Raw genomic sequence first — 15,798 nt, 5'->3', positions numbered from 1 at the left:
TTTTAGCTTTTTAAAAAAGCAGATAGTTCAACCACCACCTTTGTTCCGGTGGGAGTTCCGTCTTCGTCGTATTTGTCGATGATTTCGAAACGCGCATGATTATTTTGTCGTTGTAATACATTGAGCCGATCCTCGGAAATCTTTAATCCTTTGGACTCATGCCGTTTTGCTTTGCTTTGTTGCTGTTTAAGCGCGTAAGATCTTTTCCTGCCTATTCCATTATCGTCGATAATACACTGGAACAGGTCCTCGTCTTTTTTAATGAAACATATACGCAACTGGCGCTCACCTTCTTTGTGCATGAGGCCGTGCCATAACGCATTTTCGACATAGGGTTGTAATAACATCGAGGGTACAAGTATATCCGTGTCGAGCTCGGGATCGATGTTGATTGCATAACTGAAGCTTTGTTCGAAACGCATTTTTTCCAATTCGAGATACAACTGCAGTACTTCAATTTCTTCCTCGACCGTTACCATGTCTTTCCCGGAATTATTGAGCACCATTCGAAACAACTTGGAGAATTTGTTCAGGTATTTACTGGCGTCAGCATATTTTTCGGTAACGATACATTCCTGTATACTGTTGAGGCAATTGAATACAAAATGGGGGTTCATCTGTGCACGTAGTGCCATCAACTGACTTTCGGCAAGCAGCTTATTAATTTCAAGCAATTTGAGCTCGTTGTGTTTTACGGAAGCTTCGGCCTGCGCCTCAGCTATTTTGTTTGCACTAATGGAAGCTATAGTGGTGAGGGCTTTCAGGTGATCCTCTGTAAAAAAATGCTTTTTACTGTGTTCCGAGTCGATGATGCCGATTACCTGCTGATCATGCATGATTGGAACAGCAAGCTCAGAGCACCGGCTTTCGTCGTCGACAATATATCTTTCATCAACCGTAGTGTCGCCGATCATCAGCGGTTTACCCGTTTCCGCAACGGTGCCAACGATGCCTTTACCAATGTCGATCATGATAGGGTTGATGATCTCATGCCCCCTAGGGTTCTTGGGCCCGTAAGCAGCTTTTTGTACTAGCTTGTTTGTTTCTTTGTCGAGCAGGTACACCACGCAATCCTCAAACTGGAGCTGGGAAATACAGTTACGGGCAATATCCCAGCAGATTTCGTTGACTGAATTTTCGCCGTAGATCGAATTTGCGAAGTAGTCGATGGTGGTATTAACATTGCGCCGGAGTTTTACTTTTTTTCGCCATTTGTAAAATTGCCAGGCCAGCACCAGCAGTAACAAAAGAACGATGCCTGCAAACCACCAGGTTTGATAGAAGGGAGGCCGTACTGTAATTGAGATGGCTGTAATCAAGGCGCCGGTGTTCCTCGTGCCCTCGCTGCTTTTTACTTTGAAGACGTACTTGCCCGCGGGTACATTGGTATAGGTGGCCGTTTGATTCCGCTCACAATAATTCCAGTCTTTGTCGAAGCCTTCCAGTTTGTACGCGTATTGCAGGTCGGGTAAATCGTTGTGATTAGGCGAGGAAAAGTCGAATGAAAAATGATTCTGCTGAAAGCTCAATTGTATCACTTTATTTTTGTCGAAAGGTTTCTCATCCTGGAATACCCGGAAACCGGAAATGAGTGGTGCTGAGGGCTGTTGATGTTGCCGGTACTTGCGGCTGTCGATTACCACGAGGTGATCCAGCATTGCAGCATACAGGGTATCACCCTGTTGAACAAGGCTGTTCCAGTGATCGTTAAACGAGAATGTGGCTTTGACATTTACCTTCGAGACGGCATTTGTTCCCAGATCGATGCAATACAAACCTTCGCGGGATACACCCCACAAGCGATTTTTACTATCTACACAAAGGTCGGAGAGCCTGTAAGGAGGCAGTCCTTCCGTTTCCGTTACCGAGTCAACAACTTTTCCGGAATAGGTGCATTTCAGCAGTTTGGAAGGGGTACTTAACCAGATGCCACCATTGTGGTCAGCCATTGAGTACACACTTATGTTTGTAAGCCTTGGGTCGACCGGCCCGCGGAAAATTTCGGTTTTCGGATCAAATATGCGTACACCATCGGAAGATCCACTTACCCAGATATGACCATCACTTGTTTCAAGGCAAGCAAAACTTCGCTTCATGTTCATGTCTCCCCATTTTGGGCTGGATCCGTTGAACTGTATACAGGTTTTGCTGGCTGGATCAAACCTGAACACGCCCGAGTTCCATATTCCGAACCATACAAAACCACGCTGGTCTTCCCGGATCCACGAAATGGGCCCGCTAAAACGCTCCATGTCGTTTTTAAAGCCAAATGCCGTAAACCGTCCTGTCGCCGGATCCAGGATCCAGATGCCATGACTACTGCCGCACCACAACTTGTTGTTGATCCACTTCAGGTCAAATAATTCGTTCCAGTAGATATTGGATGTGGGTGAAAAATGAGTGAAGGTTTTGTTAGGGGTGGCGTATTTTACGAGCCCATCCATTTTTCCGAGCCAATAATTGCCTGCCTTATCTGTTGCGAATGCATTGATGTTTCCAAATTCTACGGACAGGAAGTAGGGGTAGGTGGGCGATTTGATAATATTCAGCAGAAAGTTCTGCGGCTCAAGTTTGCTAACGCCATTAATTGTTGACAGCCAGATGTTGCCGAATTTATCCTGGAACGCATCGTAAAAAAAGCCATAGGCAATCGAATAAGGCATGTCGCGGTTATACGCTATATTTTCAAATCGGCCATCTGCCAGCCGGATAAATGAAGTATACCGGTGGGTAGATATCCACAAACGATTGTCTGAGTCGTAGAACAGGGTATTGCAACCGTCTTTTAGGTTCCAAAGGTTATTGTTGTTGATGATGGGGGTTTCTTCAAAATGATTCGTTTTGAAGTCGTAAAACAATAGTCCGTGATCGCTTAATGTGCTAACGGCTATGCTGCCACTGCGATTTAAGGCAATGGAAAGTACCTGGGCCTGAACAAATATGGGCCAGCGATAAGGATTGTTGTTTGCCGAATACAATTGTTGTTTATGCAGATCTATGCAGAACAGGCCTTTTGGCGTACCCACCCAGAGGTAATCGCGAACAGGGTCGTAAGCAATGGAACCCTGAAGAATAAGCGCGGTATCAAGTGCTTTCAGGTGAGGGTATCTTTCCGCTGCATTTACAAAAGCGCTTTGAGCGTAGATGAAGAGTCCGCGCCCGGTCGCCATCCAGGTAGTGCCTGACTTGTCTTTTAAAAGCTTTATTACGGTTGACTTTACCGGGTGGGTGGTCTTAACGGGAAGTTCGCGAAAGGCATTTTTACTCTTTGAGTATATGCCTGCGCCGGAATTCGTGCCAAACCACAATTCGTCATTGTTGTGTTCGAGGATGGTGTAAATGGCCGTACCTAGCGAGGGAGGGTACTCCGTGTGCTGGTGGTTCCAGGTTCTGAAGTGACTGCCATCGTAGCGGTTCAGGCCGTTTTCGGTTCCGATCCATACGTAACCTTCGCTGTCGGTGTAAGTGCATCTTGCTTCCCGGGAGGAAAGCCCGTCTTCCGGTTTCAGGTTAGTAAAAAGAAACTGTGCGCTCAGGAGGTTCGGCAACAGCAGAAGGTATAGTAGTCTCGTTACCATGCAGGAACCAAGATATAAAGATTTGCTGCTGATCAGAAAGAATATAAGGTTGCAATTTCCCAATGGCGACTCTCATTTGACAAGCGGGGCACGGGGCTAAAGGGGTGTCTACTTATTAGGGTAGTTTTCTTGTTTAGGTCGCGAGGTATTAAGGTCTTCGAAAAAGTTAATTGAATGGTCGGAAGATTAACCAAAGGGTTTGGGTTCAAACTTAGGAACTTTAATTGACAACATTTTTGGGGGATAAATACGATTGTGTAAGAAATGTCGTTTAATAAGCGGAAACCCTGGATGACGAGCGCGACTTAGGGCATAATGCCTGGCACTTAATAAGTTGATACCTATTGCCCTTAATCATTATAGCTGAATTGAAAATAGCTGTGGAATATAAGGATTTCTTCTTACCTTTTAAACGGAATTTAATAGGCTAATGGACAAATACGCTGTAGTTTTGTGGTACAAACCGGGGCAGTATTGTGTGCTTTTATCAAGCAAATCAGGGCCAAAGACAACCTATAGCCGGATTTTATCATCTTTATCAATCATCTCACAATCTTACATATGACAAAAGCATTTTTTTCGAAAAGTTTAGTGGCTGGCTTCTTGGTTCTTTCAGCCCTGGGGGTCTCTGCTCAAACGATGCAAGGTTCGTTGCGTAAAGGCAGTTCGCCACGTACGGTTGACATTTACCTTAAGCCTTCTGAAACGTTTTCGCAAAGGGATGAGTCTATGACCTTTGTTTTAGCTGTTCCAGCATCGGTTACCCCCGCACCAACCCTGGGTTCTGCAGGTGTAACTGCAAACACTACCGGTCCGGTTAGAGGTATCGCAGGCCTCCAGCCCTCTTTTCTCGAGGTTAATCTGGGGAGCACTTCAAGGGAAGTTGTGGTAAGCAAGCAAACAATTGATGAGGTTCCTTATTTTATATACACCTTTATTTTTGCTGGTACAGCCAACACCAAGCATAACTGGACGGCGGGCGTAGAACAAAAAATGTTCAGCATCCAGTTCAACGGCTGTACTTCAGATTGTGATCCAACAAAAGCACTTTTGGTTAACCTGCCATCTGGTGGCGCACAGGGAAGCGCTTATTGGTACTTCCAATCAAACACCCTCGGCGATATTACCAACTACAAAGCACCGTTTTACAAAAACGAACAGTCAAAATCGCCTTTAAACGGCAACAGTCCTAATGGATCTAAGCTGTCTTACGTAGGTGCTGCAGAACAGGTACAGGTAACCAAACCTGTGATAGAAGCGGTTGTTGAGAAAACAACGCCTACTGTTTACCCTACTGTTACTTCAGGACTGGTAAATGTAAGGTTGCCTCGCGGACGTGAGAACGCGACAATCGCAGTTTTTAGCGGATCAGGCGAGGAAGTAGCGGCTAATGCATCTAAAACGCTGAACCGTTCCATCAATCTTTCAAATTTGGCGAGCGGCACTTACTATGTTAAGATCCTTGACAAAGACAAAGAAGTTTCTACAACTAAGGTTGTTGTTCAGAAATAAAATTATCACCAATCATTTAAGGCTCCGATCACTTACGATCGGGGCCTTTTTTTTTGCCCATCATCAAGCCAGGCGGGTTTCTCAGCCCATATTGGTCTTATCCAGTCGGAAATAATGAAGCGGTCGCCCGTATGAGGCACTGCCGTTTGGCGGAAGGCATACGGCCGTTGAACCCTGTTAATCCCAAGTCAGATGCTTGAATTTGCCCTAGCGTGCCTATCCTATAACGAAAATCTACCAGGCAAGTCTGTTCTGAATTTCACGCGGACTCGTACATTCGAGGCCTTGGCGTGATCGAAACTGGTGCATTGGCCCACCATTATGTTATTAACGCGGGCTATTGCCAGGAAACTTCACCAGTACAGTTGTCAGATACCAGTTTGATAAGCGCCAGTGCTGTATGCACAAAAAAAGGACAGCTTGGTTAAGCATTCAAGGTCAGCCCTGTTTACAGACGACCGCCGTTATGGATACTTTACTACAAGGGTATCTTGGAGGAACAAAGTCGGGTTACATAACAGCTAATTTCCGCAAAGCCAGTGAAATCCGTCCATGGATGCGGTTTGCAACAGACTTGGCAGGGTAGGGTAGTAAATAAGCCGCTCGTATGGAAATACTCCCAACCAGTGCTGTTTGCACAACAATATCTGTTTGGTACTGTCAACAATTGTTGTTGCTGCACAGAAGAAGTAGTCTGACTATATTCCTTTGTCCATGGTTTTGGTGATCGCATGGAATAGGAGTGTTGTGTACGGCAGAAATGATTGCCCGCATTTTACCCCTGTTACGGAAGGTGCGCAAATAAAAAAGGGAGCAAATCCGTCTCCGGATAGTGCTCCCTTCTATTAAACAGCCTCTTCAGTGCGACGGCCTACTAAGTATAATTATCAGATGGCGATTTGTTTTTCGGTCATCATTTTTCTGAGGTTGATCAAACCATAGCGCATTCTTCCAAGTGAAGTATTAATGCTGCAATTGGTCATTTCGGCGATTTCTTTAAAGCTGAGGTCAGCGTAGTGGCGTAGAACGATCACTTCTCTTTGCTCATCAGGCAGTAAATCTAACATCTTTCTTACGCTATCGTGTGATTGTGATTGCATGATTTTGCTATCCGCCCCGGCTTCGGACATATTGATCACCTCGAAAATGTCCCTGTCGTCGCTGGTCTTGATAGATGGGGTACGCTTTACTTTACGAAAATGATCAACACACAGGTTGTGGGCGATACGCATTGCCCATGGTAAAAACTTGCCTTCTTCGCTGTAACGATCTTTGCGAATGGTGTCAATCACCTTAATAAATGCATCCTGGAACAAGTCTTCAGCAAGGTATTTGTCTTTAACAAGAAAAAGAATTGAAGCAAAAATCTTGTCTTTGTACCGGTTGATCAGTACTTCCAGGGCAAGGCTGTTTCCTTGTTGAAACGCATGAACCAGTTGAGTGTCGGTTGATTGTGCAAGTGTTTTCATAAGAATTGGTTTGTTTGGATGAATAAGATTTTGAATAGAATAGTTGGATTAGTTCTCGTTTTCCTGATACCTGCCGGAGTTTGTATCCGTTGCTATCATGATGTAAAACAACACCAATTTACCGGTACCCTGTAAGCAGAAGAGGTTAGCGGATAACCGGATTGGTCATATTGTAAGATTTATTGCCTGGATGCTTAAATTTTTTCGAAATCATTAGAATTCACATAATGATACGTGTTCAGCGCTCTGTAGCCGTTTACCCGCCAGCAGCCATTCGTTGTAACCTGTCAGCGAATTTGACCTTGATCCGATCAGAATGACAACGCCAAATGACAGCTTAGCCCAAGGCACTATATACAAACTGCTATAAATGAAAAAGACCAGCTATCGGGCTGGTCAATTCGTTTGTGTATGGTAAGAAGCGTTATTCTGCAGCGACCTTTGGTTTACGTCCGCGTTTTTTTGGTGCTGCCTCAACTTCACTAACCACATTTTTCGAACCTGGCTTTCTGCCTCTTCTTTTCGGAGCTGCGCCATCTGCAGCATTTGAATTTTGACTGGCATTTGCATCTTTTGAAGGATTCAAATCATACTCCACTTTTATATTCAACATCGCTTCTGTTCCAAATACTTTAATCAGTCCGTCTGCAAAATCCGGGGTAAAGTCCTGGGTTTTCAATACAATGGTTGCTTCCATGATATTAGTTTTTAAAATTGAACCGCGAAGCTAGGCGTTTAATATTTTCAGCTGCTTAAAAGGTGAACTTAAATACTACGATATATATAATATTAAAAATCCATTAACGGTAATTATTCCTTACCATCCCGTGATTACCGCCTGTAGATCCAGTTCTAAGCTTAACTAAACAAGACGTTTCATTCAGAAATGTTTTTTTAGTAACCAGCAGAGGAATATGGGTTGAGCATCGTTGCCCGCCCCGATGAACTCCGTACGCAAGGTGTCACTCACTTAATTTCACTTTTCGTCGCACGGATTGTTTTGGACCCGACCCGTTAATCTCCATCGCAAATCGTTAGCCACCTGCGACGGAATTACCGGGTTGTCCGCACACCATAATCCTTAAACCAATCATACAAGCAGATTAATCAACAATGAGTCAAGCTACCTTATTTGGGATCTGCTGAAGTTCATACCCGCTATGCTTATTGGTATCCAGGCATACATGTGTTCAATGCTGTTAATTACTTCTAGATAAGGAAATGCTCGTTTCCTGAATTCAATTCAGCATTGTTGCCGCAAGGTCCCCAACATGGCGCACTTGTATGGCGATAAACACCTGCCCCCAGCTTGTAATGATCGCCTTGCTGTTAACCTAACAGTAACCTAAGCATTAGCTAAGATTGTAGTATGTTTAAAGATATATAAACATCAATTTTGGCTATGATCAAACTAAATGAATTACGGTTGGGCAACCTGATTACCTGGAACCCTGCTTTGGTAAACCCAAAGATTACACTTACTGCTTTAATGGTCGAGATAGCTGAAATAAGAATTGATACGATCGGTTATGGATCGTCGAGAATGGAGCACCGTGTTGAACCTTTCGAGGATGACCTGATCCAATTGGAGCCTATATTCAAAAGCCTGGAAGAATTCGAACCGGTAAAATTATCCGCCAAATTGCTCGAAGCAGCCGGGTTCCAAAAACATAAACAAGGATGGGTGAAAGCGTTAATTGAGCTAGGCGGCGAAGATCATGAGTTTGTTATTTCGCTTGCAGGTAAGAAATTGCCGGTTGAAAAGATAACAACCCTGCACCAGCTTCAGAATATCTATTTCGCCTTATTCGGATACGAGCTTGACTTTGTTGCGTAAAAAGAGCCTCCTTCTAAAATAAAGCACGCTCCTTTTCGTTACAGCTTGTTACCAAACTACAACCTACATGCAAATCTATGTATCACCTCTTATTAGTAGCCGCTCATCTGGCCATCCATTATACCTGTTTGATGTCCTAACTGTCAAAAGCCTGCAACATTTCATCTAGCCCTGTATAATGAGTTCACGGTTTTTTAATTGTAGACTTTGTTAAATATGAAATACATTCGCCAGCATTTTGTTAAAAATCCGGAATCGGCTGCTGCTAATCCAAATTCTAATCCTCATCATCGTTTTATGAAGCATCTCTTTACAATTTTCTTTCTATTTGTTCTTTCTTTAATGAGTATACCGGGTGCTTTTGCACAAGCTCCTCAGATGCAGGCCTCGATCAGGCCTGGCGCTACAGTAAATTCAGTTGATGTTTATTTTAAATCTTCTACTACATTTTCTGGCAAAGATGAGCAGTTAAGTTTGACCTTATTGGTACCTGCTACAACAACGCCTCAGCCTTTTTATACCACTGGCTCTCCCGTGACCACGGCGAATGGTCTTGGCCCGGTTGCCGGGATTGGTGGTTTAATTCCTTCTTTTTTGGTGAATAACCTGGGAACCCAAAGTCGGGAGGTAAACCTTTCCACCCAAACAGTAAATGGGGTTTCTTATTATGTCTACACCTTTGTGTTTGCCGGCGCTGGAACAGTTGATCACAGTTGGACCGTAGGGGTTGAACAACAGGTTTTTAGTATACAGTTTAATGGCTGTCCGAGTAACTTTAACCGTGACAATACCATCCTGGCAAGTTTGGCCAATGGTGGAAGCACGGGAGCAAACTATTTTTATTTCCAGGTGCTTGTTTTTGGGGATGTCACTAATGAACAACAACCATTTTATCAGACTACCGGTTCAACGACACCTGTAAATGGGGGATCTTATACGCAGAACTCATTTGTCAGCATCGTTCCCAACAATCAACCTCCGGTACTTTCGGGAGGTAGCAACACCACGGCTTCGATAGCGGAGAACAGCACGGTGGTTAGAACAATTGCAGCCACCGATGCAGACAATGACCCACTTACCTACGCCATTAGTTGTGGAGCAGACGCTAGCCAGTTTAGCATTTCAAGCACCGGGGTATTATCATTTAACACTGCTCCAAACTTTGAAAGTCCAGCTGATGCTAACGGTGATAACGTATATGAAGTTGTAGTGAGGGTAAGCGATGGCAAGACCACGGCCGACCAAACACTATTGGTAACTGTTACTGATGTAAATGAAAATGCAACCGCAACCGTTACTACCAATGCACCAACTTCGGTTAGCACAACTGCTGCTACATTGAACGGTTCTGTTAATGCAAATGGTTCTTCAACCACGGTTACGTTTGAATATGGCCTTACAGCCGCTTATGGTTCTTCTGTTCCTGCTACACCTTCACCGGTTACGGGTACATCAGCAACCGCGGTTTCAGCAACAATATCATCACTTGCCCCAAATACCCAATACCACTACCGTGCTGTTGGTGTTAACGCAGGTGGAACCAGCAATGGCAACGACGTAGCGTTTTACACCCTGGCAAACACACCAGGTGCACCAACGGTAAGCAATGCTACTACCAGCACACTTGATGTATCGCTTGCCTCTTCAGCAAACGGCAATCCTGCAACAACAGTTTATGCAATTGCAGTAGGTGGACAGTATGTACAGGCAAATGGTACACTCGGAGCAACACCGGTGTTCCAGACAATTGCAGCATGGGGAACAAGAACCGTTACCGGTCTGACCCCTTCAACCAGCTATAGCTTTACCACCCAGGCAAGAAACGGCGATAACGTCCTGACAGCATTCAGTGCAGCCGGAACGGGTTCAACACTTGCTCCTCCGAATTCAGCAACCGTTATTACCAATGCACCAACTGCGGTTAGCACAACTGCTGCCACATTGAACGGTTCCGTTAATGCAAATGGTTCTTCAACCACGGTTACGTTTGAATATGGCCTTACAGCCGCTTATGGTTCTTCTGTTCCTGCTACACCTTCATCGGTTACGGGTACATCAGCAACCGCGGTTTCAGCAACAATATCATCACTTGGTCCAAATACCCAATACCACTACCGTGCTGTTGGTGTTAACGCAGGTGGAACCAGCAATGGCAACGACGTAGCGTTTTACACCCTGGCAAACACACCAGGTGCACCAACAGTAAGCAATGCTACTACCAGCACACTTGATGTATCGCTTGCCTCTTCAGCAAACGGTAATCCTGCAACAACAGTTTATGCAATTGCAGTAGGGGGACAGTATGTACAGGCAAATGGTACACTCGGAGCAACACCGGTGTTCCAGACAATTGCAGCATGGGGAACAAGAACCGTTACCGGTCTGACCCCCTCAACCAGCTACAGCTTTACGACCCAGGCAAGAAATGGCGATAACGTCCTGACAGCATTCAGTGCGGCCGGAACGGGTTCAACACTTGCTCCTCCGAATTCAGCAACCGTTACTACCAATGCACCAACTTCGGTTAGCACAACTGCTGCCACATTGAACGGTTCTGTTAATGCAAATGGTTCTTCAACCACCGTTACGTTTGAATATGGCCTTACAGCCGCTTATGGTTCTTCTGTTCCTGCTACACCTTCACCGGTTACGGGTACATCAGCAACCGCAGTTTCAGCAACAATATCGTCACTTGCACCCAATACCCAATACCATTACCGTGCTGTTGGTGTTAACGCAGGCGGAACCAGCAATGGCAACGACGTAGCGTTTTACACCCTGGCAAACACACCAGGTGCACCAACAGTAAGCAATGCTACTACCAGCACACTTGATGTATCGCTTGCCTCTTCAGCAAACGGCAATCCTGCAACAACAGTTTATGCAATTGCAGTAGGTGGACAGTATGTACAGGCAAATGGTACACTCGGAGCAACACCGGTGTTCCAGACAATTGCAGCATGGGGAACAAGAACCGTTACCGGTCTGACCCCTTCAACCAGCTACAGCTTTACCACCCAGGCAAGAAACGGCGATAACGTTCTGACAGCATTTAGTGCAGCCGGAACAGGTTCAACACTTGCTCCTCCGAATTCAGCAACCGTTACCACCAATGCACCAACTGCGGTTAGCACAACTGCTGCCACATTGAACGGTTCTGTTAATGCGAATGGTTCTTCAACCACCGTTACGTTTGAATATGGGCTTACAGCCGCTTATGGTTCTTCTGTTCCTGCTACACCTTCACCGGTTACGGGTACATCAGCAACCGCGGTTTCAGCAACAATATCATCACTTGCCCCAAATACCCAATACCACTACCGTGCTGTTGGTGTTAACGCAGGTGGAACCAGCAATGGCAACGACGTAGCGTTTTACACCCTGGCAAACACACCAGGTGCACCAACGGTAAGCAATGCTACTACCAATACACTTGATGTATCGCTTGCCTCTTCAGCAAACGGTAATCCTGCAACAACAGTTTATGCGATTGCAGTAGGTGGACAGTATGTACAGGCAAATGGTACACTTGGAGCAACACCGGTGTTCCAGACAATTGCAGCATGGGGAACAAGAACCGTTACCGGTCTGACCCCTTCAACCAGCTATAGCTTTACCGCCCAGGCAAGAAACGGCGATAACGTTCTGACAGCATCTAGTGCAGCCGGAACGGGTTCAACACTTGCTCCTCCGAATTCAGCAACCGTTACCACCAATGCACCGACTGCGGTTAGCACAACTGCTGCCACATTGAACGGTTCTGTTAATGCGAATGGTTCTTCAACCACCGTTACGTTTGAATATGGGCTTACAGCCGCTTATGGTTCTTCTGTTCCTGCTACACCTTCACCGGTTACGGGTACATCAGCAACCGCGGTTTCAGCAACAATATCATCATTTGCTCCAAATACCCAATACCACTACCGTGCTGTTGGTGTTAACGCCGGTGGAACCAGCAATGGCAACGACGTAGCGTTTTACACCCTGGCAAACACACCAGGTGCACCAACGGTAAGCAATGCTACTACCAATACACTTGATGTATCGCTTGCCTCTTCAGCAAACGGTAATCCTGCAACAACAGTTTATGCAATTGCAGTAGGTGGCCAGTATGTACAGGCAAATGGTACACTTGGAGCAACACCGGTGTTCCAGACAATTGCAGCATGGGGAACAAGAACCGTTACCGGTCTGACCCCTTCAACCAGCTATAGCTTTACCGCCCAGGCAAGAAACGGCGATAACGTTCTGACAGCATCTAGTGCAGCCGGAACGGGTTCAACACTTGCTCCTCCGAATTCAGCAACCGTTACCACCAATGCACCGACTGCGGTTAGCACAACTGCTGCCACATTGAATGGTTCTGTTAATGCAAATGGTTCTTCAACCACCGTTACGTTTGAATATGGGCTTACAGCCGCTTATGGTTCTTCTGTTCCTGCTACACCTTCACCGGTTACGGGTACATCAGCAACCGCGGTTTCAGCAACAATATCATCACTTGCCCCAAATACCCAATACCACTACCGTGCTGTTGGTGTTAACGCCGGTGGAACCAGCAATGGCAACGACGTAGCGTTTTACACCCTGGCAAACACACCAGGTGCACCAACGGTAAGCAATGCTACAACCAGCACACTTGATGTATCGCTTGCCTCTTCAGCAAACGGTAATCCTGCAACAACAGTTTATGCAATTGCAGTAGGGGGACAGTATGTACAGGCAAATGGTACACTTGGAGCAACACCGGTGTTCCAGACAATTGCAGCTTGGGGAACAAGAACCGTTACGGGTCTGACTCCATCAACCAGCTACAGCTTTACGATTCAGGCAAGAAATGGTGATAACGTCCTGACAGCATTTAGTGCAGCCGGAACGGGTTCAACTTCTGGCAGCTCTGCAGGAAGTAGTATTACTGACAACTTCCGTACACGCCAGAACGGCAATTGGGGTGATGCAAATACCTGGGAGTCATCGCCAGATAACTTCAGCACCACTGTAATTAGTCCGGCTACAATCAGCCCCGACTTCAGGGCTGGTACAATAACCGTGGGTCATGCGGTTGCTGTTGCAAGCCCTGTTACTACCGATCAAACAACAGTGTCACCTTCTGGTGCGCTAACGGTAACTACAGGTAGTCAACTCAACATCAACGACGGTACGGGCTTCGACATCACAGTTAATGGTACGCTTACTGTTACCGGTGGAGCTAATATGATCGTAAGATCAGGTGCTGCTGGTACTGCATCGGTAGGACCATCTTCCGGGACAATAAATGGCGAGGTTACAGTTGAACGTTACATTCCTGATAACGGCAGAAGAGCATGGCGCCTGTTGAGTGTACCAGTTGCGGGTTCACGCACCATCAGGGAAACCTGGCAGGAGAATGGACGCAACATTGCAGACTCTGGTACAATCATCACCTCACCACTGTTTAATGGTTCAAATGGATTTGATATGACTTCACCGGCTTCATCAATATTGATGCACAATCAGGGTGGAACGGCAGGTGCAACGTGGTCGAATGTTCCTTCCACATTGGTTCCATTGTCAACAAATCCTGGTTACATGTTATTCGTAAGGGGAGATAGGACCGCTACACCATTCAACAGCCTTCATACCCCAACAACCCTCCGTAGCATGGGAAACCTTAAAATGGGTACCCAAGCGCAGGTGGTTTCATCAACCGGCCCAGGCTATACACTTGTGGGTAATCCTTACGCGTCACCTGTCGACTTCGAAACCATAGCAACTACACCCAACCTGAACCAGCAGTACTACATTTGGGATGCAAACCTCACCGGGCGTTTTGGTGTGGGAGGCTTTAGGGTAGTAGAAAGAACAGGGGCAAATACCTACCGTCAAACTCCTGAAATTGCTGGTGGAACAACCAGTGACAATACGCTTCGTTACCTTCATTCAGGTCAGGCCTTCCTGTTGAAGGCTTCAGGTAGCGATGCTAACGTTGTATTTACCGAAGCTTCAAAAACGGATCAGGTATCTACAGTTAATCCGTTCAGAACACAGGACGCGCAGCCCCAACTCTTAACCAACCTGATGATCGTAGCTGCCGACAATAGCACAACGCTCGCAGATGGCACGAGGGTTCGGTTTGATAAATCATACTCACCGGCTGTAACTCATGAAGACGTAATCAAGATCAGCAACTTCGCAGAAAACCTTGGATTACGCAGGGAGAACAAGCTGATGATCGTTGAAAAACGCCATGAGGTTGCTGCAACAGATACGATTTACCTTGATATAACGAACATGGGTGTGAAGTCTTATCAACTGGAAGTAACCGGTAAAAACATGCCTGAAGGTTTAGTTGGATATGTTGTAGACAAATACAAAAACACGCAAATTCCAGTAAGTCTTACAACCACCACTACTGTATCCTTTGATGTTAATGCAGACCCCGGATCTTCAGCAAACGACCGGTTTATGATCGTGTTGAGTCCGGCAAATGCGCTTCCCGTAACAATGCGTTCGGTGAAAGCGTTGCAGCAGGGTAACAACATCGCCCTGGAGTGGAAAGTACAAAATGAGACAAATACCGCTAGCTACGAAGTTGAAAAATCAACCGACGGTCGTACCTTTAACGCTGTTAATTCACAAAAAGCCTTGAACAATGGTGACGCAACCTATCAATGGCTAGACAAAACTGTATCAGAAGGGTCTAACTTCTACCGGATCAAAATAGTTTCAACTGGGGGACAAGAACAGTACAGTGCTGTAGTAAACGTAGAAGTTGGTAAGAAAAGGTCGTTCTTCCAGGTCTATCCAAATCCGGTTACAAATGGAATGATCAATCTTCAGTTTGTGAACAAGCCACAGGGATTGTACACGGTGCGTTTGGTAAATGCATTAGGACAGGCAGTGTTAACCAGCCAGGTTTCTCATGAAGAGGGTAGCAGTACCGAACCGATCAATGCTGGTAACCGCTTGTTGAAAGGACAATATATACTTGAGATTATTTCAGCAGGCAACAAAAAAGAAACTATAAAAATCATCAATTAGAATCCATTATTTATATGAAGCAAGCATTAAAAACAAAAATTGTTTTTTCTCTTCTATCTGTTGCAGCCGCATTGCTGCCGATTATTACTTATGCTCAGGATCCGGGTGAGGATCCTGATGTACCCATCGACGGCGGTCTTACGGTACTCATAGCTGCGGGCGTTGGCTACGGAATTAAGAAAGTTCGCGACGAACGCAAAAAAAGGAATACCTCCGAACTTTAATACAGCGGTGATCAATTTTCAGGCTGCCTTTTCGAAGGCAGCCTTTTTGTTTTCAAAACCTCCTATCGTTCTGGTTTTAGATCCAAACTGTTGCACCAAATTGTATTGCCAACAGTACATCCGGATTTGAAACCCAACAGAACCCGGTTCGTTGGCGA

At 45.7% G+C, this 15,798-nt stretch carries 7 protein-coding genes; 4 read left to right on the top strand and 3 right to left on the bottom strand.

The features are described 5' to 3' along the window. Positions 1-2: 2 nt before the first annotated feature. Positions 3-3,578 carry a histidine kinase gene (locus EXU57_RS03940; protein WP_133266844.1) on the bottom strand — a complete coding sequence of 1,192 codons (3,576 nt, stop codon included), beginning with the start codon at positions 3,576-3,578 and terminating at the stop codon, positions 3-5. Positions 3,579-4,139: 561 nt separating this feature from the next. Here EXU57_RS03940 and EXU57_RS03935 point away from each other — a divergent pair. Next, a complete protein-coding gene (locus EXU57_RS03935) occupies positions 4,140-5,090 on the top strand; it encodes a T9SS type A sorting domain-containing protein (protein WP_133266843.1) in 951 nt (316 codons plus the stop codon). Positions 5,091-5,977: 887 nt separating this feature from the next. On the opposite strand, the gene EXU57_RS03930 is transcribed toward EXU57_RS03935, so the two are convergent. Both EXU57_RS03930 and EXU57_RS03925 read right to left on the bottom strand, forming a co-directional pair. Further along, positions 5,978-6,559 (bottom strand): RNA polymerase sigma factor, encoded by a 582-nt coding sequence (locus tag EXU57_RS03930; RefSeq protein ID WP_133266842.1) that lies wholly within the window; start codon positions 6,557-6,559, stop codon positions 5,978-5,980. 424 nt (positions 6,560-6,983) lie between these two features. Then, a complete protein-coding gene (locus EXU57_RS03925) occupies positions 6,984-7,256 on the bottom strand; it encodes a hypothetical protein (protein ID WP_133266841.1) in 273 nt (90 codons plus the stop codon). 705 nt (positions 7,257-7,961) lie between these two features. Here EXU57_RS03925 and EXU57_RS03920 point away from each other — a divergent pair. From EXU57_RS03920 to EXU57_RS03910, 3 genes are all read left to right on the top strand, one after another. Further along, entirely contained in the window at positions 7,962-8,396 is a 435-nt protein-coding gene (locus EXU57_RS03920; protein ID WP_133266840.1) for a hypothetical protein, read from the top strand. Between the two features lie 297 nt (positions 8,397-8,693). Next, the gene (locus EXU57_RS03915) at positions 8,694-15,416 is read left to right on the top strand and encodes a fibronectin type III domain-containing protein (protein WP_165958022.1); all 6,723 of its coding nucleotides are present in this window, start codon (positions 8,694-8,696) and stop codon (positions 15,414-15,416) included. Between the two features lie 14 nt (positions 15,417-15,430). After that, the gene (locus EXU57_RS03910) at positions 15,431-15,640 is read left to right on the top strand and encodes a PID-CTERM protein-sorting domain-containing protein (protein WP_133266838.1); all 210 of its coding nucleotides are present in this window, start codon (positions 15,431-15,433) and stop codon (positions 15,638-15,640) included. Positions 15,641-15,798: the final 158 nt, after the last annotated feature.

The organism is Segetibacter sp. 3557_3 (assembly GCF_004354985.1).
Classification (GTDB): Bacteria; Bacteroidota; Bacteroidia; order Chitinophagales; family Chitinophagaceae; genus Segetibacter.
The sequence above is the reverse complement of the archived record's forward strand: the minus strand, read 5'-3'. Positions and strand labels throughout refer to the sequence as shown.